The organism is Spiribacter onubensis (genome assembly GCF_040838425.1).
Taxonomy (GTDB): Bacteria; Pseudomonadota; Gammaproteobacteria; order Nitrococcales; family Nitrococcaceae; genus Spiribacter; species Spiribacter onubensis.
The window spans coordinates 150,612-169,734 of sequence record NZ_JBAKFI010000001.1 but is presented as its reverse complement, the minus strand read 5'-3'; the positions used below and the strand labels follow the sequence as shown (position 1 = coordinate 169,734).

General features: G+C 66.4%; 19 protein-coding genes. 4 read left to right on the top strand and 15 right to left on the bottom strand.

What is annotated here, in order from left to right; genetic code table 11:
• Positions 1 to 11: 11 nt before the first annotated feature.
• Genes kdsB through sfsA form a run of 9 tightly spaced genes read right to left on the bottom strand, consistent with a single transcriptional unit; the run spans position 12 to position 9,594 of the window.
• Positions 12 to 767 carry a 3-deoxy-manno-octulosonate cytidylyltransferase gene (kdsB, locus tag V6X63_RS00855; RefSeq protein WP_367966700.1) on the bottom strand — a complete coding sequence of 252 codons (756 nt, stop codon included), beginning with the start codon at positions 765 to 767 and terminating at the stop codon, positions 12 to 14.
• Complete coding sequence (lpxK, locus tag V6X63_RS00850; protein ID WP_367977891.1) at positions 764 to 1,765, bottom strand: tetraacyldisaccharide 4'-kinase; 1,002 nt, start codon at positions 1,763 to 1,765, stop codon at positions 764 to 766. Before lpxK ends, kdsB begins: the two co-directional genes overlap by 4 nt.
• A complete protein-coding gene (gene msbA / locus V6X63_RS00845; RefSeq protein WP_408022291.1) occupies positions 1,755 to 3,539 on the bottom strand; it encodes a lipid A export permease/ATP-binding protein MsbA in 1,785 nt (594 codons plus the stop codon). Before msbA ends, lpxK begins: the two co-directional genes overlap by 11 nt.
• Positions 3,536 to 3,958: an ExbD/TolR family protein gene (locus V6X63_RS00840; RefSeq protein WP_367977889.1), complete on the bottom strand. Its 423-nt coding sequence runs from the start codon at positions 3,956 to 3,958 to the stop codon at positions 3,536 to 3,538. Before V6X63_RS00840 ends, msbA begins: the two co-directional genes overlap by 4 nt.
• Positions 3,955 to 4,578 (bottom strand): MotA/TolQ/ExbB proton channel family protein, encoded by a 624-nt coding sequence (locus tag V6X63_RS00835; protein ID WP_367977888.1) that lies wholly within the window; start codon positions 4,576 to 4,578, stop codon positions 3,955 to 3,957. The genes V6X63_RS00840 and V6X63_RS00835 overlap by 4 nt, the downstream gene beginning before the upstream one ends.
• Entirely contained in the window at positions 4,566 to 6,926 is a 2,361-nt protein-coding gene (locus tag V6X63_RS00830) for a DNA internalization-related competence protein ComEC/Rec2 (protein WP_367977887.1), read from the bottom strand. The genes V6X63_RS00835 and V6X63_RS00830 overlap by 13 nt, the downstream gene beginning before the upstream one ends.
• 43 nt (positions 6,927 to 6,969) lie before the next feature.
• Positions 6,970 to 7,656 carry an ABC transporter ATP-binding protein gene (locus tag V6X63_RS00825; protein ID WP_367977886.1) on the bottom strand — a complete coding sequence of 229 codons (687 nt, stop codon included), beginning with the start codon at positions 7,654 to 7,656 and terminating at the stop codon, positions 6,970 to 6,972.
• On the bottom strand, positions 7,649 to 8,896 hold the full coding sequence (locus V6X63_RS00820) for a lipoprotein-releasing ABC transporter permease subunit (RefSeq protein WP_367977885.1): 1,248 nt from the start codon (positions 8,894 to 8,896) through the stop codon (positions 7,649 to 7,651). The genes V6X63_RS00825 and V6X63_RS00820 overlap by 8 nt, the downstream gene beginning before the upstream one ends.
• Complete coding sequence (gene sfsA, locus V6X63_RS00815; protein ID WP_367977884.1) at positions 8,893 to 9,594, bottom strand: DNA/RNA nuclease SfsA; 702 nt, start codon at positions 9,592 to 9,594, stop codon at positions 8,893 to 8,895. The genes V6X63_RS00820 and sfsA overlap by 4 nt, the downstream gene beginning before the upstream one ends.
• A gap of 98 nt (positions 9,595 to 9,692) precedes the next feature.
• On the opposite strand from sfsA, the gene mfd reads away from it, so the two are divergent.
• Positions 9,693 to 13,163 (top strand): transcription-repair coupling factor, encoded by a 3,471-nt coding sequence (gene mfd, locus V6X63_RS00810; protein WP_367966691.1) that lies wholly within the window; start codon positions 9,693 to 9,695, stop codon positions 13,161 to 13,163.
• Positions 13,163 to 13,783 carry a CsiV family protein gene (locus V6X63_RS00805; RefSeq protein ID WP_367977883.1) on the top strand — a complete coding sequence of 207 codons (621 nt, stop codon included), beginning with the start codon at positions 13,163 to 13,165 and terminating at the stop codon, positions 13,781 to 13,783. The genes mfd and V6X63_RS00805 overlap by 1 nt, the downstream gene beginning before the upstream one ends.
• Before the next feature lie 2 nt (positions 13,784 to 13,785).
• Here the strand turns inward: V6X63_RS00805 and V6X63_RS00800 are convergent, their stop codons facing one another.
• From V6X63_RS00800 to V6X63_RS00790, 3 genes are read right to left on the bottom strand one after another with little or no spacing between them, the layout of a single operon-like run.
• Positions 13,786 to 14,361 carry a hypoxanthine-guanine phosphoribosyltransferase gene (locus V6X63_RS00800; protein WP_367977882.1) on the bottom strand — a complete coding sequence of 192 codons (576 nt, stop codon included), beginning with the start codon at positions 14,359 to 14,361 and terminating at the stop codon, positions 13,786 to 13,788.
• A gap of 45 nt (positions 14,362 to 14,406) precedes the next feature.
• The gene (gene nagZ, locus V6X63_RS00795) at positions 14,407 to 15,414 is read right to left on the bottom strand and encodes a beta-N-acetylhexosaminidase (protein WP_367977881.1); all 1,008 of its coding nucleotides are present in this window, start codon (positions 15,412 to 15,414) and stop codon (positions 14,407 to 14,409) included.
• Complete coding sequence (locus tag V6X63_RS00790) at positions 15,414 to 15,923, bottom strand: L,D-transpeptidase family protein (protein ID WP_367966687.1); 510 nt, start codon at positions 15,921 to 15,923, stop codon at positions 15,414 to 15,416. Before V6X63_RS00790 ends, nagZ begins: the two co-directional genes overlap by 1 nt.
• Before the next feature lie 65 nt (positions 15,924 to 15,988).
• Between V6X63_RS00790 and gpmA the strand changes: the two genes are divergently transcribed.
• The gene (gene gpmA, locus V6X63_RS00785) at positions 15,989 to 16,678 is read left to right on the top strand and encodes a 2,3-diphosphoglycerate-dependent phosphoglycerate mutase (protein ID WP_407826378.1); all 690 of its coding nucleotides are present in this window, start codon (positions 15,989 to 15,991) and stop codon (positions 16,676 to 16,678) included.
• Positions 16,675 to 17,148 (top strand): cyclic pyranopterin monophosphate synthase MoaC, encoded by a 474-nt coding sequence (moaC, locus tag V6X63_RS00780; RefSeq protein WP_367966685.1) that lies wholly within the window; start codon positions 16,675 to 16,677, stop codon positions 17,146 to 17,148. The genes gpmA and moaC overlap by 4 nt, the downstream gene beginning before the upstream one ends.
• On the opposite strand, the gene V6X63_RS00775 is transcribed toward moaC, so the two are convergent.
• The 3 genes from V6X63_RS00775 to V6X63_RS00765 all read right to left on the bottom strand — a co-directional run bounded on the left by V6X63_RS00775 (position 17,149) and on the right by V6X63_RS00765 (position 19,104).
• Positions 17,149 to 17,481 (bottom strand): 4a-hydroxytetrahydrobiopterin dehydratase, encoded by a 333-nt coding sequence (locus V6X63_RS00775; protein ID WP_367977880.1) that lies wholly within the window; start codon positions 17,479 to 17,481, stop codon positions 17,149 to 17,151. It lies immediately after the preceding gene.
• A gap of 130 nt (positions 17,482 to 17,611) precedes the next feature.
• Positions 17,612 to 18,415 (bottom strand): nucleoside triphosphate pyrophosphohydrolase, encoded by an 804-nt coding sequence (mazG, locus tag V6X63_RS00770; RefSeq protein ID WP_367977879.1) that lies wholly within the window; start codon positions 18,413 to 18,415, stop codon positions 17,612 to 17,614.
• Positions 18,412 to 19,104 (bottom strand): glutathione binding-like protein, encoded by a 693-nt coding sequence (locus V6X63_RS00765; protein WP_367977878.1) that lies wholly within the window; start codon positions 19,102 to 19,104, stop codon positions 18,412 to 18,414. The genes mazG and V6X63_RS00765 overlap by 4 nt, the downstream gene beginning before the upstream one ends.
• Positions 19,105 to 19,123: the final 19 nt, after the last annotated feature.

The window sequence follows — 19,123 nt, the reverse complement described above, 5'->3', positions numbered from 1 at the left end:
TTCCGCCGGGGCTATCGTGCACGCTGGTTGAGTGCCGCTTCCGCTGCCGCGAGATCACGCTCGGTATCGATGCCATGCCCCGGTCGGTCGGCAACCTCCGCTACCTGAATCCGTTCCCCGGCCTGCAGAACGCGCAGCTGCTCCAGTTGCTCGAGGCCCTCCAGCGGGCTTTGCGGCAGCATCGAATAACGCTTGAGGAAACCCGCGCGGTACGCATACAGCCCGAGATGGCGGCGGGCCACCGACAGCTGCCAGTCCGTATGGCCTTCCCGATCCCAGGGGATGGCGGCACGGCTGAAATAAAGCGCCCGGCCGTCATGTCCGGCGACCAGCTTCACGGCGTGGGGGTCATGCAACTCGTCGGCATCGATCAGGCTGGTCGAGAGGGTGGCCATCACCGATTCCGGCGCCTCCGCGAGGGTGTCGGCCACCCGGACCAGCAGATAGGACGGCATCAGGGGCTCGTCACCCTGGAGGTTGACAATAATCGCGTCGTCATCCATCCCGACAGCGCCCACGACTTCGGCGATCCGCTCGGTGCCGCTCCGATGCTCGGTCCCCGTCATGCAGACCTCGGCACCGAAAGCCATGGCGCAGTCCCTGATACCGGCATGATCCGTCGCGACAATGACGCGATCGGCGCCACTGGAGACCGCCGTCTGCCAGACGTGCTCGATAACAGGCCGACCGGCAAGCGGCAGCAGCGGTTTGCCGGGGAGTCGCGTCGAGGCGTGGCGTGCCGGGATAATGACGGTGAACGGGGTCATGAGCCTGTCCCGCGATTGAGGAAACGGCGCCGGGCGAGCCCCAGCAGTTCTCCGAGGCGCACGGCGGTTTCCGTATCCGGCCGGGCCGCCACGGGCAGATACCAGCTGTTGGTGGGTGCCATGCCCCGACATTTTACCGCGTCCTTCTCTGTGACGATGACCGGCGCGTCGTCCTCGAAGCGCAGATCGTCGGGCCGGAAGGCATGGTGATCACCAAGCGGGTGAGCATGGACGAGGAACCCCATCGCCTTCAGTGTGGCAAAGAAACGCTCGGGGTTACCGATGCCGGCGACCGCATGCACCGCGCAGCCCGGTGTCGGGGGGGCACCGGCCTTCTCCGTCCCTGGCAGCGCCCGTAGTGGCTCGGGCACGATCTCGAACATCCCGCCGCAACCGTTGATCCATTGCCCGTTGCCCAACACCAGGTCGACCTCTTCCAGGCGGTCCATCGGCTCGCGCAACGGCCCGGCGGGCAGGCAACGTCCGTTCCCGTGGACCCGGCCTGCATCGATCACCGCGATTTCCACATCGCGACCCAGGGCATAATGCTGAAGCCCGTCATCGCTGATCACCAGATCCACCGCGGCGGTGTTGAGCAGCGTTCGCCCGGCTGCTGGGCGATCGGCACCGATCACCACCGGGCGCCCGGTCCGTCGGGCCAGCAGGACGGCTTCATCGCCCACCAGCCGTGGATCGCCGTCGGCTGACACCGGCATGACGCCGCGAACGCGCCCGCGGTGCCCCCGCAGGATAATACCAGGGCTGAACCCCATCCCTGCCGCGGTCTCGACAAGCCAGTGCACCAGCGGTGTCTTGCCGGTCCCCCCGACACTGATGTTGCCGACCACCACCACGGGTGCGTCAATCCACTGCGCGACGGTCGCGGCGCGGGCCCGACGGCGAGTGACCGCCCGGCGGAAGAGCCATTCGACCGGGCCGAGCATGACCGCCCCGACGCCATTGCGATTCCAGAAAGGGGCGTATCGATCAGTCGCCATGCGCCCTCTCATGCGGCTGCCGGAACTGCAGTCGGTGCAGTGCCGCATAGGCGCCCTTGCGCGCCAGCAGCTCGGTGTGGGTGCCCTCTTCCACGATCTGGCCGCCATCGAGCACGACGATGCGGTCGGCGCGCTCGATCGTCGACAGGCGGTGTGCGATCACCAGCGTGGTCCGGCCTTCGATCAAATGCGCCAGTGCGGACTGAATATGCTGCTCGGATTCCGAATCGAGTGCCGACGTCGCCTCGTCGAGGATCAGCACAGGGGCATCCTTGAGCAGTGCCCGGGCAATGGCGAGGCGTTGTCGCTGCCCGCCCGACAGCAGCACACCGTTCTCTCCGATGGCCGTATCGAAGCCGTCCGGGAGTGCCTCGATGAACCCCCGCGCATTGGCCGCCTCGGCGGCGGCGACAATGGCATCCCTGGGCGGCATGGGATCCTGGCCGTAGGCGATGTTCTCGGCGACGCTGGCGTTGAACAGCACCACCTGCTGGCCGACCAGAGCGAGCTGGCGACGGAGCGCGGAGAGCCGATAATCCGCCAGTGGCGCATCATCGAGCCGGATGGTGCCGGTGGTGGGTTCATAGAACCGGGGCAGCAGGTTGACCAGTGTCGTCTTCCCGCTCCCCGACCGGCCCACCAGGGCCACGGTCTCGCCGGCGCGGATATCCAGTTCGATTCCGTTGAGCACCGGCTCCCCGCCGGGCTCGTAGGCAAAACCGACGGCCTCGAAGCGGATACGCCCATCGACACGAGCCGGCGCATAACTGCCGCGGTCATGTTCCGGTTGCTCGTCGATAATCTCGAAGATGCTCTCCCCCGCCGCAATGCCGCGCTGTATTTCCGCATGGACCTTGGTAAGGCGCTTGAGCGGCTGGAGCAGCAGCATCATCGCGGTGATGAAGGATACGAAAGTCCCGACACTGACGGTGGTGACGCTGCCCTCCAGCGTGGCGAGCCAGACCACGATGGACAGGGCAAGCGCGGCACAGAACTGCACCACGGGCGTGCTGAGCGCCTGGGTACCGGCGAACTTCATGAACTGCCGGGTATTGCGCTGGTTGGCCTCGTCGAACCGCGCCCGCTCCAGGTCCTGGGCGCCGAATATACGCACCTCGTCGCTGCCCTCAATCGCTTCCTCGGCCACATAGGCGATGCTGCCGACGGAATGCTGGATCTTGTGGCTCAGGCGCCGGAATCGCTTGCTTACGTACAACACAACACCGATGACCACCGGCCCGAGGAGCATGAAGGTGAGCGTCAGCTGCCAGCTCAGCCAGGCCATGTAGCCGAGCAGGAAGATCACCGTGGCACTGTCACGGATGATGATGACCATCGCGTTCGTACCCGCCTGGGCGACCTGTTCGACGTTGTAGGTCAGGCGTGAGAGCAGCATGCCCGAGGAGGCATCGTCGAAGTATCGTCGTGGCAGCGTGAGCAGCCGATCGAATACCTCGGCACGAAGCTGGGCGATGACCCGGCGACTGATCCAGGCCGTCCCATACTGGGCCGCGAAGCTGCTGAGACCGCGGATCAGGAAGATGCCGAGCACGCCCAGCGGAATGAGCCGAAGCACCTCCGGGTCGCGTTCGACAAAACCGGAGTCGAGCATCGGCTTGACCAGCCAGGCAAAACCCGCCTCGCTGCCACCCGTGATGATCATGCCGGCCACGGCAACAATGGCGATCCGCCAGTGGACCAGGACATACCCGAGCAGCCGGCGGTAGATCTGCATCGCAGACGGCGTCCCCGGAGTCGGTTGCGCGGTGCTCATTGGATATTCGATTCCCGTGTCGTGGCGATGCTTACGGTGCTGAAGCCGAGCCGGCCGGCTTCACTCATGACGCGGGTCACCTCGCCATGTGGAACACGGCGATCGGCACGGATGAGCAGCACCGCGTCGCCCCCGGGCTGGCCGGCAAGTGCATCCTCCAGCGCCCGGCCGAGGCCCTCCTGCGTCTTCGGCACTGCCACGCCATTGATCCGGATCCGGCCGTCAGCGGTCATGCTCGCGACCACCCGCGGGCGTTCAATCTCGGCCGTCGAATCCGCGGCGGGCAGTGTGACCTCCAGGGCCCGGTCCTCGGTGAATGTCGTGCTCACCACGAAGAACACCAGCATCAAGAAGACGACATCGATCAAAGGCGTCAGGTTGATATCCGGCGTGTCGGCCTCGCGTGTGGGCAGTCTCACGCGTTGCCTCCGACCGTCGGGTTGCGGGAAATGACGTCGGCGAGCTTCAGTGCCTCACGCTCGATACCGACGATCAGGCGGTTCACCCGGCCCCGTAGGTAGCGATGGGCGACCACCGCCGGGATGGCCACCGTGAGACCCGCACCCGTGGTGATGAGGGCCTCGCCGATCCCGCCGGCCAGGGCACGATTGTCGCCAAGCCCAGTGGCATCGATTGTGCTGAAGACATCGATCATCCCGATCACGGTTCCCAGGAGCCCCAGCAATGGGGTAATGGCGGCGATGGTCCCCAGCGTGTCCAGGTACCGCTCCAGCCCCATTGCTTCGATCCGCCCGACCTCCTCGATGCGCTCGAGCATTTCGGCACGGGGATGGTGGGCGTGCGTGATGCCGGCGGCGACCACCCGGCCCAGGGGAGAGCCGGCACGCAGGCGCCTCAGCGCCACGGTATCCAGCCCCCTGAGCGTATGCAGTCGCCAGACCTCGGGGACCAGATGTGCCGGTGCGACCCGCGTCCCGCGCAGAACCCAGAGACGCTCGGCGACGATGGCGACCGCCAGAATGGAGCAGGCAATGATCGGGGCCATCACCCAACCACCGGCGTTGATCAGTTCCCACACGTTGGCTGGTCTATCTCCCCGTCCAGAACCGCGTAATGCCGCCGATCATAATGGATTTGACGGCCCGCCCGAAAGCGGCGCAGAGCCGGCGACTCGTGGGACAGGCGGCCACGGTGCGGACGCATGCCCCAGACCGTCGGCGGTTCCTCCGGCGCGAGAAGAAGCCGCAGGCTGCCCGTCCGGCCGAGGTCATGTACCCGGATGCGCCGGCAGCGCAGGCGCGCGATCGTCTCGGCATGGGGCATTCCATAGGGGTTCCGGAATCCCGCGGAAACCACCGCATGCGCCGGCTGCGCAGCATCAAGCAAGGCATCGCTACTGCCCGTGCGACTGCCATGGTGTGGCGCTTCGATGACCGTGACCGGGGCATTAAGGTCCGCGGCGATGCGCGCCTCGATGGCGGCATCGATATCGCCGGTGAACAGTACCCGCCCGCCAGGCGCCTCCATGAGCAGGACACAGGAGGCCTCATTGCCCTCACTGCGATGCGCGCGATCCGGCCACAGATATCTAAAACGTATGCCATCGACCGACCACTGTATGCCGGCGCGACAGGCCCTGGCCTCGGGGAAATCCGCCAGCGGTTCACCGGCATCAATGCGGCGGATGGCCACGGCGCTGTCAAGCGCGTTGAGTCCACCGCGATGATCGCGGTCGGCGTGGGTAACGATGAGTCGGTCGACGGTCCGGATGCCGCGATCCGCCAGGAATGGCAGGAGGGTGAAGGCCGCCGCGTTGCCACCGCCGGACCACGCGGGGCCGGTGTCGATGACCTGGATATGATGGGCCGTGCGGATGACGGCACTGTTGCCCTGCCCCACTTCGAGCCAGGTCACTTCGACACTGCCGCGGGGCAACCCCCTGGGCTCGGCGAGGAAAAATGTCAGCGCCATGGGCAATGCGAGCGGGCGCAGCGGCGTCCCCGACGGCGCGAGGAGCAGAATGAGCGCGGCGGCCATAGACAGCCACGTCCAGAACCCGGCCGGATCGAGGGGCCATTCAGTCATTCCCTTGGCCAGAAGCCAGTCGCCCGCCGCCATCAGCCGGTTGAGCAGGCCGGCAGCGGCACCCAGCAATATCCCGCCACCATGTGGCCACACCAGGCCCGATGCCGTGCCGATCAGTGCGACGGGGACGATGATCAGGGAGAAGAGCGGCAGCAGGACGAGATTGGCGAGCAGTCCGAGTGGACTCCAGCTGCCAAAGAACAGCCCTGAAATCGGCGCAAGCCCGACCAGCAACCCGATCTGGATCTGCCAGAGGCCATTCAGTCGCCCGAGCCGTCGGCCGCGCGCCACCATGATGATCAAGGCGACCGCCAGAAAGGACAGCCAGAAACCGGCCGAGAGCACCGAGGCCGGGTCCAGCAGCAGCAATACCACAGCCGCAAGCAGAAGCAGTCGCACCGGCGCAACACGCCGCCCGGCGAGGGCAGCGAAGGCCAGCACCGCGAACATGACCAGCGCCCGTGTGGTCGGCAGCGCGAACCCCGCCAACGCCGCATAGGCGCCGGCCGCCGAAAATGCCGTCAGCGTCGCCGTGAGGCGGCGTCGGCCCGGCAGGCGAAGCCAGGCCCACAGGCGCCCGCCAAGGCCATAGCCGGCCGCGGCCATCAGCCCGATATGCAGTCCCGAGATCGCCATCAGATGGCTTGTTCCGGTGGCGCGCAGCACGTCCCATATCCCGTCGGTGAATGCCCGTCGGTCACCCGTCACGAGGCCCTGGAGCAACGCGCGGCCCGGTCCGTCTGTGCCGCTCATGTCACCGATCCGCTCCGAGAGGACACTGCGCCAGTGAACGAGCCCGGTAGCCGGAGTGAGTCTTTCAGCTGACTCCGGGGCGACCAGATAGGCGGTTGCGTCGATATGTCGGCTGGCAAGCCACCGTTCGTAGTCGAAACGCACCGGGTTCATGAAGCCGCGGGGTCGCCGCAGGCGCAGTTTCATCCGCCAGCGCTCGCCAGCGCTGACGCGCGGTGTCGGGGCATAGATGCTCACCCGGATGCGGCGTGGCAAGCCGCCCCGTCGCCCTTCGATCGCCGCGGGCCGGAGCAGAAACCGCTGCCGGCCATGCACCGCCTCGGGCAACGTGACCACGCGGCCGGTGACCATGACCGCATCCCCGGAGTCGACCGTGGGCCGGAGGCTGTGGACCCAGCCCTGCCAGACCAGGCCGTAGATCACGCCGGCGGCCAGCCATCCGGCCAGGGCCCGGCGGTCATCGAGCGCGAGAGCGGGGAGTAGCGGCGCGATCATCAGCAGAACCGGCGTAAAGCGCGTTGGCAGGAGCATCACCAGCAGGAGTCCTGTTGCCAGCGCAACCAGTATCCCGCCTGCGTCCTTCGCCATGCACACCCCCCGGAATGATCAGGAGGGAGGCTACCAGCGGGGCTCAGAGCGGTTGCAGCACCCCATCGGCGAGATTCATCCGTCGGTCCATCCGCCCGGCGACTTCCAGATCGTGAGTCACCAGAACGACGCTGGTCCCGTTGGCGCGATTGAGGTCCTGAAAAAGCGCGAGCACGGACTCGGCGGTCTGACCGTCCAGGTTGCCCGTGGGCTCGTCGGCCAGCAGGCAGGCGGGCCGCGTGACCAGCGCCCGGGCGATGGCGACCCGCTGGCGCTCGCCGCCGGAGAGTTCTCCGGGTTTATGATCAAGACGCCTGTCCAGTCCGACCTGCTCGAGCATCCGCGTTGCCTGCCCCAGCGCCGGCCGGATGGCGCTGCCGCGGATGAGCAATGGCATCGCGACGTTCTCGAGGGCCGTAAACTCGCCGAGCAGGTGGTGGAACTGGTAGACGAATCCCAGGGCGCGATTGCGAAGCCGCCCGCGCGCCGCCGGACCAAGCCCCGAGAGCCGCTCGCCCTGTATGCGGATCTCGCCGGCATCGGAATCCTCGAGTCCCCCGAGCATATGCAGCAACGTGCTCTTGCCGGAGCCGGAACGGCCCAGGATCGCCACCTGCTCCCCCGGCTCGACACGGAATGCCAGCCCGCTCAGGACATCCACCGCCAGCCCACCCTCGCGGAAGGCCTTGTCCACGCCCCGGCATTCGATCACTGGTTCGCGGTCATTCATGGCGAAGGGCCTCGGCCGGTGCGGTGCGCGCCGCCCGCCATGCCGGATAGAGCGTGGCCAGCAGGCTCAGGGCGATGGCAGACAGGCTGATGCGCCAGACATCCGGCAGTCGCAGATCCGAGGGCAGTTCGCTGATCAGGTAGACGTCGCCGGAGATGAATTCGACGCTGAAGAGCCTTTCGATCGCCGGCACGATGGTCTCCACGTTCATTGCCAGGGCGATGCCGGCACCCGTGCCGAGCAAAGTGCCGACAATGCCGAGCAGACTCCCCTGGACGACGAATATCCCCATCACCGTCAGCGGTCGGGCCCCCAGTGTGCGGAGGATGGCGATATCCGACTGCTTGTCCTGCACCGCCATGACCAGCGTCGAGACGATGTTGAAGGCCGCGACCCCGACGATCAGCATCAGGATGATGAACATCACGGTCTTCTCCATCGCCACGGCGCGGAAGAAATTCCGATGCTGCATGGTCCAGTCACTGACCAGATAGTTGCCGGGCAGCGCCCGGGCGATCTCACGGACCCTCGCCGGCGCCGCCATGAGGTCATCGAACTCGAGCCGGATGCCACTGACCGTGTCACCCATGCGCAACAGTCGCTGGGCATCGGCCAGATGGATCAGCGCCAGCGAACCGTCGTACTGGGCCATGTCCACTTCGAAGATGCCACCTACCTCGAAGCGGCGCAGCCGCGGGAGAATCCCGGCCGCCGAGGCCCGCACCTCCGGTGTGATCACGCTGACCGCGTCCCCGGTGGTTACACCCAGTTCCCTCGCCAGCCGGCTACCGAGGATGATCCGGTATTCGCCATCGGCAAGCGTGTCGAGCCGACCCTCGATCAGGTTGTTGGCTACCCGCGAGACCGCCGTCTCGCGCGCCGGATCAATACCGCGGACCAGTGCGCCGGTGACAGCCGATCCCCGGGTCATCATGACTTCGCCGTTGACGAAGGGTGCGGCGCCGATGACGTCACCGCGCTGGTCGAGCCCCGGCAGCAGTTCCCGCCAGTCGCTCAGTCCACTCTCGTAGCCCTGGACAGTGGCATGGGAGACCATGCCCAGGATGCGCTCGCGCAGTTCCTTCTCGAAGCCGTTCATGACCGAGAGGACCGTAATGAGCGCCATGACGCCCACCGCGATCCCGAGCATCGAGCTGGCCGAGATGAAGGAGACGAAGCGGTTGCGTCGCCGGGCGCGCGTATAGCGGAGCCCGATGAAAAGCGGAAGCGGCCTGATCATGTGAGCACCGGGATCCGCCGATCCACCCGGATCCCGTTCGCCGTGGGCGTCGCACCGACGCCGATCACCACCACGCCGGCGGCGATCGCCGAGCGCAGCGCCCGACCGTAGGCCGGATCGATGAGGTCAGCGGGCCGGATCTCGTCGACGTCCGGACGCTGGGCGCAGAAGACGAGCATCGCGCCGTCGCCGCGCTCGGCAAGCCGCTGGAACACCTCGAGATGGCGAACGCCGCGCGCACTGGGCGAATCCGGGAAGACCGCCACGCCGGCGTCGACCGCCGCCGTGATGTTTTTCACCTCCACGAACCGGCCATCGCCCTCGAGCTGGAAATCCGCCCGCATCGGCTCTTCGGGCACGTTCACTTCCGGGCGCGCCGGCCCGGCACCCGCCGCCTCTGGAATAAGCCCGGCATCCGCAAGCGCCTCGGCGACCAGCCGATTGGTGCGGCCCGTATGGATGCCGACGCGCACGCCACCCGCCGCTTCCACCTGCTCCCAGGTGTGTGCGTACTTGCGTCCGGGCCGGTCGCTACGCGACAGCCACACCCGCATGCCGGGGTCAGCGCAGCCGAGCATCGAGCCGGTATTCGGACAGTGCGCGGTGACGCGGCTGCCGTCGTCAAGCGTGACATCGGCAAGGAATCGTTTGTAGCGCCGCTCAAGGGTGCCGGCAGCCAGCGGTGTGTCATAATCCATGGACGCAGTCTACCGGGCGCGGCGCGGCCATTCATCCCGTTTCGCGCGGTCATCGCTTTGGGTAGACTCCCCTGCCCCTGATCCATGACTGCATCCTCATGTCGAACGCAAAACCACTGCTCATAAGCGAAGATCTCCCCGCCGGCGCCGGTGACCGGCAGGACTGGCTGGGGCTCGTCGGTGACGCCACGGCGCTCGCCATCGCCGAGACCGCCCGCCAGCACAACGCGCCGATGATCCTGGTGACCACCGGGACGGCCGAGGCCGAGCAGCTGCGGCGCGGGTTGCGCTTTTTCGGAATCGGCGACATCGAGCTGATGCCGGATTGGGAAGTCCTGCCCTACGATGTCTTCTCACCGCATCAGGACATTACTTCCGAGCGGCTGCGCGCCCTCCATCGCCTGCCCCGAAAGGAATCCGGCGTGGTCATCGTGCCGACGGCGACGCTGATGCAGCGCATCGCGCCGCCATCATTTCTCGAAGCCACCGTGGTCCGCCTCGCCCGGGGGCAGCGTCTGGCGCTGGAGTCCATGCGCGGCGCCCTGCAGGCGAGCGGCTACCGCTGTGTGTCCGAGGTCCTGGAACATGGCGAATTCGCCGTCAGGGGCTCGATCCTCGATCTCTACCCCATGGGGGCGGAGGCGCCCTTCCGGCTCGATCTCTTCGACGATGAGATTGACACAATCCGCACTTTCGACCCCGAGACCCAGCGCAGCCTCGAGCGCCTGGATTCCGTCGAGCTCCTCCCGGCCCATGAGTTCCCCACCGATGAAGAGGGCATCAAGCGATTCCGCCGGCAGTATCGGGCGCGTTTCGAGGGGGATCCCACCGCCAGCCCGATCTATCAGTCGATCAGTGATGGCCACATCCCGAACGGCATAGAGTCGTATCTGCCGCTCTTCTTCGAGGAGGCCGCGACGCTGTTCGACTATCTCCCGGCGGGGACCCTGGCGGTGCAAGTCGGCGCTGTCGATGATCAGCTCGATGCGGAGTGGGCGCAGATCAACGAGCGTTACGAACAGCGTCGACACGACCGCGAACGGCCTGTCCTGGCGCCGGCGTCGCTCTATCTGGATCCCGATGCGGTCAGGCAGGGGCTGCGTCAGGGTGGCCGGATCGATATCCCGGCGGATCCGACGCGCGAGGTGGCGCGGAGTCGCGACCGTCTTCTGGGGGCGCGTCCGCTGCCGGATCTGACGGTGGCGTCTGGTGATGAATCCGGGCTTTCCCCGCTGCGACGCTTCGTCGAGGAATTCAACGGCTCGGTCCTCTTGACCGCGGAAACCGCCGGCCGGCGGGAGGCGCTGCGTGAGCGACTCCAGGCCGGTGGGCTGTCGGTCCGGGAGTTCAACGACTGGCCCTCATTCCTCGCTGCTCCCTCGCCGCTGGGTCTGACCGTGGCGCCGCTGGACACCGGGTTCCGGCTCCCGGAGGCGGGCCTTGCCGTGGTCCCCGAATCCGCCCTTTTCGGCGAGCGTGCCGAACAGCGCCGACGCCGCAAATCGGCCCCCGAACGTGATCCCGACGCCATCATCCGTGATCTCACCGATCTGCGGGCCGGCGCGCCGGTGGTTCATGAACAGCATGGCATCGGCCGGTACCAGGGCCTGCAGACGCTTGATGTCGATGGCGTGGCGACCGAATTCCTCACCCTGGAGTACGCAGGTGGTGACAAGCTCTACGTCCCGGTGGCATCGCTGCATCTGATCAGCCGCTATACCGGCGCCGAGGATGAAGGCGCCCCCCTTCACCGTCTCGGCAGCGGTCAGTGGGAGAAGGCAAAACGGCGCGCGGCGGAGAAAGCGCGCGATGTGGCGGCGGAGCTGCTGGATATCTACGCCCGGCGTGAGGCGCAGCAGGGCGAAGCACATGAAGTGCCTGTGGACGAATACAGTCGTTTTGCTGCCCAGTTTCCCTTCGAGGAAACCCCCGATCAGCAGACCGCGATCCACGCCGTACTGCAGGATCTGCAGCAGGCTCGGCCCATGGATCGTGTGGTCTGTGGTGATGTGGGCTTCGGCAAGACCGAGGTCGCCATGCGGGCCGCATTCGCTGGCGTCCAGTCGGGCCGGCAGGTGGCGGTACTGGTGCCCACCACCCTGCTCTGCCAGCAGCATTTCCAGAATTTCACGGATCGTTTCGCTGACTGGCCGGTGCGCATCGAACAGATCTCGCGCTTTCAGTCCGCACAGGCGCAGGCCCGGACCCTCGAGGCACTCGCCGATGGCAGGGTGGATATCGTCATCGGCACCCACAAGCTCCTGCAGAAGTCGGTACGCTTCAAGCGCCTCGGGCTGATGATCATCGACGAGGAGCATCGCTTCGGCGTCCGTCAGAAGGAGGCGCTCAAGCGCCTGCGCGCCAATGTCGACGTGCTGACTCTGACGGCAACGCCGATCCCGCGGACATTGAACATGTCCCTGGCCGGGCTGCGGGATCTGTCGATCATCGCGACGCCGCCGGCACGGCGTCTGGCCGTGAAGACTTTCGTCAACGAATGGGATGAGGCCACGATCCGCGAGGCCTGCCTGCGCGAGCTCCACCGCGGCGGCCAGGTCTATTTCCTCCATAACGATGTCCAGAGCATTCAGCGCGTGGCCGAGGAACTCGCCACGCTGCTGCCCGAGGCACGCGTGCGCACCGCGCATGGCCAGATGCCCGAGCGGGAACTTGAACGGGTGATGCTCGACTTCTACCACCAGCGCTTCAATATCCTGGTCTGCACGACCATTATCGAAAGCGGTATCGATGTTCCGACGGCCAATACCATCGTCATCAACCGGGCCGATCGTCTGGGGCTGGCCCAGCTGCATCAGTTGCGGGGTCGGGTGGGGCGCTCCCACCACCGCGCCTATGCGTACCTGATCGCGCCACCCCGGCGCAGTCAGACGCCCGATGCCGTCAAGCGCCTCGATGCCATTGCCTCGCTGGAGGATCTGGGGATCGGGTTCGCCCTTGCCAGTCACGATCTCGAGATACGCGGCGCGGGCGAGCTGTTGGGTGAGGGCCAGAGCGGACAGATCCACGAGGTGGGATTCAACCTCTACAACGACCTCCTCGACCGTGCCGTGCAGTCGCTGAAGTCGGGCAAGGAACCTGCGCTCGAGCAGCCGCTGGAACAGAGTACGGATGTCGATCTGCATATCCCGGCCCTGCTTCCGGAGGACTATCTGCCGGATGTCCATACGCGGCTGGTGCTCTACAAGCGCATCGCCAGCGCCAGGGGGGCTGAGGCACTACGCGAGCTTCAGGTGGAGATGATTGACCGCTTCGGGCTGATCCCGGCGCCCGCACGCAACCTTCTGGAGGTCGCCCGGCTGCGACAGCAGGCCCAGTCCATGGGCATTCAACGCCTCGAGGTCGGCCCCGGTGGCGGGATCGTTCAGTTCGGCGAGGCACCCCAGGTGGATGCCGGTGCCCTTGTCCGGATGGTCCAGGAACAGCCGGCGGTGTATCGTCTGGAAGGACAGGAGCGACTACGGTTCCAGCGCGAGACCGAGTCCGCGCAGGAGCGGATTGATCTCGTCGAGCAGCTCCTCGCTTCCATGGCATTGCGTGAGGCCGCCTGATGAAAAGTCCCGCCCGCCGACCCGAGCTGGCGTTTTTCCGCGCCGCAGTGTTCGGGATCCTGATGCTGACCGGCATCGGCATCGCCATGGGTCAGGCGAGCGACGACCCGGATGTGCCGGATCGCTATCGCGTGGAAGTGGTGCTTTTCACGCAGCCCCCCATTGATCCCGATCGGCCTGAGCAGCCCGACCCCCAGGCCGGACCGCAGGCCGAAACCATGGCCTGGCCGCTGCGTCGGGATGACGGGGGGCCACTGGGCTATCGGCAGCTCCCTGCCTCGCAACACTCGCTTGGCCGGGCGGCCCGACGCATCGACAGCCGCGAGGGTTTCCGGGTGCTTTGGCATACCGCCTGGGAGCAGCCCGGTCTCGGCCCGGCCCGCGTACAGCCTGTCGCGCTGCCGATACAACTCAGGGCGGAGGGGATCAGCGGGTTCATCCGGGTCTATCGCCAGCGCTTTCTGCATGTCGAGACTGAACTGCGTTACGCCCAGGCCGAAGACCGCCACTGGGTCATGAGCACCAGCCGGCGGATGCGCGGCGGCCAGCAGCACTACCTCGATCACCCGGTGCTGGGGCTGCTGGTCCGCGTCGACCGGATCAGCCCCGATACGGACTGATACTAGTCCTCGTCATCGGGATGGGCCGCATAGATGGCGTCGATGTTGCGCAGATAACCCTTGTAATCCATCCCGGAGCCGAAGACGTAACGCTCCGGAACGGTCAGGCCGACAAAATCCGCCGACAGCCCTGGAACCCGTCCCGGATTGGGTTTGTCCGCGAGCACCGCGGTGTGCACGGAGATGGCGCCCTCCTCCCGGCAGGAGGCAAGCAGCCCGCGGAAGGTATGGCCCTCGTCGAGGATGTCGTCCACCAGCAGGACATGGCGATCGCGCAACGGAGTCTGGGGCCGGGCGAGCCAGACCAGCTCCCGGCCGGTGGTTGTCTTGTGATAGCGGGTCGCATGGATGTAGTCGATCTCGAGCGGAAAGTCGAGTCGGTTCAGCAGCCGCCCCATCGGTACGATTGCGCCCGTCATGACGCCCAGCACCAGAGGACGGGATGCCGCCAGCCGTTCGGTGATCTGTCCCGCGAGACGGTCCAGAGCGGCCTCGATGGCCCCGGCATCATGCAGGCACTCGGCCCGCTCCATCACCCCGGCGAGTTCCGAGGCGGTGAGCTCCACACCCTGCGTCATTGTTACTCCCGACTAACGTTGTAACCGGTCAGTATAGCGCCGGGTTCAGAGGCCAGCCAGTTGTTCCCGGGCCTCACGGTAGGCGACGCTAGAATGGAGTGTGGTCAGTGACTCTCCGCCGCGACCATGCAGACGCGCGAGTCGCAGCGCCGACAGCGGGTCTGATCGGTGACATCGATCGAGCAGCGCGTCCGCCCGGCGTCCCGCGTTGCCGAAAACCGCCATGTCACACCCCGCGGCAATCGCGGCATCGAGTCGGTCCGCGGGTCCACCCGCCACCTCCGCCGCCGCCATTTCCAGGTCATCGGTAAAGATGGCCCCTTCAAAACCCAGGCCGCCGCGCAGGTACCGGACCCAGGAGGGCGCAAATCCGGCAGGCATCAGATCAACCGCCGGGAATACCACATGCGCCATCATGACGGCGGCAAGGCCGTTGTCCATGAGTCGACGGAACGGCAGAAGATCAGTATGCACGAGGTCAGGCAGCGCCCGCTCATCCACCGCACTGGCCTCATGGGAGTCCGGAGCCGTCCCGCCATGCCCCGGGAAGTGCTTGCCGACGCATACCATGCCCGCCGCGCGGACGCCGCGTTGCCAGGCGAGGGCAAGATCCGCCACCCACTCCGGCGCGTCGGAGAACGCCCGATCACCGATCACGCGACTGATCCCCCGGTCCAGATCAAGGACTGGCGCGAAGCTGAAGTCCACCCCCAGAGCCCGCAGCTCCGCGGCCATCACCCATCCAGCGGCCCGGGCGGCTTCCCGCGCCAGGGCCGGCGCCTCAAGCGCGGCCTGCCCCAGCCGACCGGCGGCCGGCAGCGCGGTCAGTCCGTGCCGGAAACGCTGCACCCGCCCTCCTTCCTGGTCAACGGCGATCAGCAGTGGCGGATGACGTATGTCCCGGATGGACCGGGTCAACGCCAGCAGCTGCCCGGGTGCCTCATAATTCCTGGCGAAGAGCAGGACACCGCCCACGGCCGGATGGGCAAGGCGCTCCCGCTCTTCCCCGGTGAGTTGCGTGCCCGCCACGCCGAGCATGAGGGGGCCGAGCATCAGTCGCCATCCTCGATCAGGACCGGCATGCCCGGGCGGCAGCGGTTGAACAGCGCAATGACATCATCGTTGCGCATCCTGATGCAGCCATGGGAGCGCGGTTCGTCCATGGGTTCGGCCTCCGGCGTTCCATGTATGTAGATAAACCGGCGCAGGGTATCCACCGCCCCGCCGCGGTTGCGTCCCGGTTCGCTGCCCGTGAGCCAGAGGATCCGCGTGAGTATCCAGTCGCGCTCCGGCGCCCGGGCGGCCAGCGTGGGACTGTAGATCTCTCCGGTGGGACGGCGCCCGACGAAGACCGTGCCCGCCGGGAGCGATGCGCCGATCATCGCCCGGATGCGGTGCCATCCTCTGGGCGTCGCGCCGCTTCCTTCCCGCTCACCGACACCGGCCGCCGCGGTGGATACCGGCCAGTCCAGCGTTTTCCGCCAACCATGGCAGAGCCACAGCCGCTGCCGTGGAATGGAGATTGCCAGCCAGTCCTGCACGTCCCGTCCCTCATCGATCATGGCTGCGATGATATCCTAGCGGCTCGACTGATAACGACGAAGGGGGCGCACCGCGCATGAAACGTCTGATCCTGCTGCGTCACGGGCAGAGCATCTGGAATCTGGAAAACCGCTTCACCGGCTGGCACGACGTCGACCTCAGTGACAAGGGACGTGAGGAGGCAACCGAAGCGGGCCGCCTGATGGACTCAGCCGGGCTGGCTCCGGACGCGGTTTACACCTCGGTCCTGACGCGGGCCATCCGCACGGGTTTCATGAGCCTGGATGTGCTCGGCCGCCTGTGGATTCCGATGATCAAGGACTGGCGTCTCAATGAGCGCCATTATGGCGCGCTCACCGGTCTGGACAAGGCCGAGACCGCCGCGGAGTACGGTGACGAGCAGGTCCATGTCTGGCGGCGCAGTTTCGCCACACCCCCTCCGGCACTCGACGACGGCGATCAACGCCATCCGCGCCATGATCCGCGCTACGCCGGACTGGATCCTGCTCTACTGCCGGCCACGGAATCCCTCAAGGATACCCTCGCGCGGGTGCTGCCTTACTGGGAGAGCGATATCGCGCCGGCCCTGACGCGCTACCCGACGCTGTTGATCGCGGCCCACGGCAACAGCCTGCGCGCCCTGGTCAAGCACCTGGAAGGGCTTTCCGACGAGGCCATCACCGGCGTTGAGATCGCGACCGGGGATCCGCTTGTCTATGAACTGGATGATCGACTGGCGGTGAGCGCCAAATACTCGCTGAGGGATGGCCGTTGAGCGAGCTTCCCCACCTCAATGAGCGGGACGAAGCGCATATGGTGGACATCGGCGGTAAGGCCGACAGTCACCGCGTGGCCGTTGCCGAGGGCCTCATCCGCATGACGGCGGAGGCCCTCGAGGCGCTGCAGCAGGGCAACCTGGCCAAGGGCGATGCGCTCGGAACCGCGCGCGTGGCGGGCATCATGGCCGCCAAGCGGACGGCAGATCTGGTGCCACTCTGCCACCCGCTGTCCCTGACGCATATCGATGTGAAGCTGACTCCGTCGGCCGAATCCCCTGCCGTGCACTGTGAGGTCACGGCGGCCACCAGGGGCACCACCGGCGTCGAGATGGAGGCACTGACCGCGGTCCAGGTCGCCCTGCTGACAGTCTATGACATGTGCAAGGCGATGGACCGGGGCATGTGCATCGAGGGGGTGCGCCTGACCCATAAACGGGGCGGGCGCTCCGGCGATTGGAATCGCTAGCTAGCCGTCAACCGCCTCATTGACCTTGGCGGCATAGATGAAGTCGTTCTCATGCAGCCCGCCGATGGCGTGGGTGTAGATCTCCACCTCGCACCAGCCATAGCCGAAACGGATGTCCGGGTGATGGTCTTCCTGTTCGGCGACGTCCCCCGCCTGGTTGGCCACCGCCTGCGCCTCGGCAAAGTTCTTCGTCTTGAAACGGCGACTGAGGCGCGTGGCGTCCTCGCTGAGTTCCCAGCCGGGCGCATCGGCGAGATAACGCTCGGCTTCCTCCCGCGACATCGGATCGATACCCCCCTGGCAAGGCGTGCAGTGCTTTTCAGTCAGACTCATGCTCGCTCCTTACATCTGTCCCGGCGACTCTGCCGGAAGTTGAGTCCATTGAAACCTGAGTTCTCACCTAATCATTTCACGCAGCCTGTCTGCAATGATCTGACTGCACGGATCGACTGCGGCAGATGGCTCAACTGCCGCGGTCGCTGGCCTTGGCCTGCTGATACGCGGCCTCCAGCCGCTGGAAATCAACCGATTCCGGATCCTCGCCAGCATCCGCCAGGATGGCCTCCAGCCCACGGAAGCGACGCTCGAATTTCCTGTTGCCGTCGCGCAGCGCCTGCTCGGGGTCGACACCAAGCTGTCTCGATAGATTGACGCAGGCCAGCAGCAGGTCACCCATTTCCTCATGGATATGCGTCTGATCCCGCGGCGTGTCTGCCATCGCCTCCTCGAGTTCGGCAAGCTCCTCGCGCACCTTGTCCACCACATGGTGAGCCTCGGGCCAGTCGAAGCCCACCCTCGCCGCTCGGGACTGCAGCTTGCGGCTCCGCGTCAGTGCCGGCAGCGCGAGCGGCACGTCATCCAGGGCGCTCGGCGGCTGATCACCGTCCATTCGGGCGGCCCGCTCCTCGGCCTTGATCGCCTCCCAGGTGGCCCTCTGCGTCGCCGCCGATGTCTCGCGGCGTTCGCCAAAGACATGCGGATGACGCCGGATGAGCTTGTCGACCACGCCACGGGCGATGGCATCGAAATCGAAGCTGCCCTCCTCCCGGGCGATCTGCGCGTAGAACACGACCTGGAACAGGAGGTCACCCAGCTCGTCGCGCATGGCCGCCCGATCGCCGCGCTCCATGGCATCGGCCACCTCGTAGGCCTCCTCCAGCGTGTGCGGCACGATGCTGCGGAAATCCTGTTCGCGGTCCCAGGGGCAGCCGCGCTCCGGATCGCGGAGCGTGGCCATCACCCCAAGCAGTTCTTCCAGCGCCTTCATCGCTTCTGGTACTGGGTCGCGCCGAAGAGCTGTTCCTTGGCCGCATCATCCAGTTTCGGCGGACGCGCATCGGCAAGGACGGCAACCCCACGCTGCACGGCGGCACGCTCGGAGATGGCGTCGTACCAGCGCTTGAGATTCAGGTAATCGTCCAGCGACTGACCCTGATTCTCGTGCGGCCGGATCCAGGGATAACAGGCGATATCGGCGATGGTGTATTCACCGCCCGCCAGCCAGTCACGATCCGCGAGTCTGCGATCCATCACACCATAAAGTCGGCTCGCCTCGTTGGTGTAGCGGTTGATCGCGTAGTCGATGGACTCCGGTGCGTACTGCCGGAAGTGATGGGCCTGACCGAGCATGGGACCAAGCCCGCCCATCTGGAACATGAGCCACTCGAGCGTCTCGTACCGGGCACGGGTATCCTGCGGCATCAGCCGCCCGGTCTTCTCGGCGAGATAGATCAGGATCGCGCCGGATTCGAACAGCGAGATCGGCTCGCCGTCCGGGCCTTCGCTATCGGTGATGGCGGGAATCTTGTTGTTCGGACTGATGCGCAGGAAGTCCTCGCCGAACTGGTCGCCCTGTCCGATGTTGATGCCGTGGACGTTGTACTCGAGGCCCAGCTCCTCAAGGGCGATGTGGACTTTATGACCATTCGGTGTCGGCCAGCTGTAGACGTCGATCATGCGGCTTCCATCCTTTATG

Coding starts and splice junctions, on each gene's coding strand:
- V6X63_RS00765 (WP_367977878.1), bottom strand. CDS start 19,104: ATGATCGACGTCTACAGCTGGCCGACACCGAATGGTCATAAAGTCCAC.
- kdsB (WP_367966700.1), bottom strand. CDS start 767: ATGACCCCGTTCACCGTCATTATCCCGGCACGCCACGCCTCGACGCGA.
- mazG (WP_367977879.1), bottom strand. CDS start 18,415: ATGAAGGCGCTGGAAGAACTGCTTGGGGTGATGGCCACGCTCCGCGAT.
- nagZ (WP_367977881.1), bottom strand. CDS start 15,414: ATGCTCGGCCCCCTCATGCTCGGCGTGGCGGGCACGCAACTCACCGGG.
- lpxK (WP_367977891.1), bottom strand. CDS start 1,765: ATGGCGACTGATCGATACGCCCCTTTCTGGAATCGCAATGGCGTCGGG.
- msbA (WP_408022291.1), bottom strand. CDS start 3,539: ATGAGCACCGCGCAACCGACTCCGGGGACGCCGTCTGCGATGCAGATC.
- V6X63_RS00830 (WP_367977887.1), bottom strand. CDS start 6,926: ATGGCGAAGGACGCAGGCGGGATACTGGTTGCGCTGGCAACAGGACTC.
- V6X63_RS00805 (WP_367977883.1), top strand. CDS start 13,163: ATGAAAAGTCCCGCCCGCCGACCCGAGCTGGCGTTTTTCCGCGCCGCA.
- V6X63_RS00820 (WP_367977885.1), bottom strand. CDS start 8,896: ATGATCAGGCCGCTTCCGCTTTTCATCGGGCTCCGCTATACGCGCGCC.
- mfd (WP_367966691.1), top strand. CDS start 9,693: ATGTCGAACGCAAAACCACTGCTCATAAGCGAAGATCTCCCCGCCGGC.
- V6X63_RS00800 (WP_367977882.1), bottom strand. CDS start 14,361: ATGACGCAGGGTGTGGAGCTCACCGCCTCGGAACTCGCCGGGGTGATG.
- V6X63_RS00825 (WP_367977886.1), bottom strand. CDS start 7,656: ATGAATGACCGCGAACCAGTGATCGAATGCCGGGGCGTGGACAAGGCC.
- V6X63_RS00775 (WP_367977880.1), bottom strand. CDS start 17,481: ATGAGTCTGACTGAAAAGCACTGCACGCCTTGCCAGGGGGGTATCGAT.
- sfsA (WP_367977884.1), bottom strand. CDS start 9,594: ATGGATTATGACACACCGCTGGCTGCCGGCACCCTTGAGCGGCGCTAC.
- V6X63_RS00790 (WP_367966687.1), bottom strand. CDS start 15,923: ATGATCGATGAGGGACGGGACGTGCAGGACTGGCTGGCAATCTCCATT.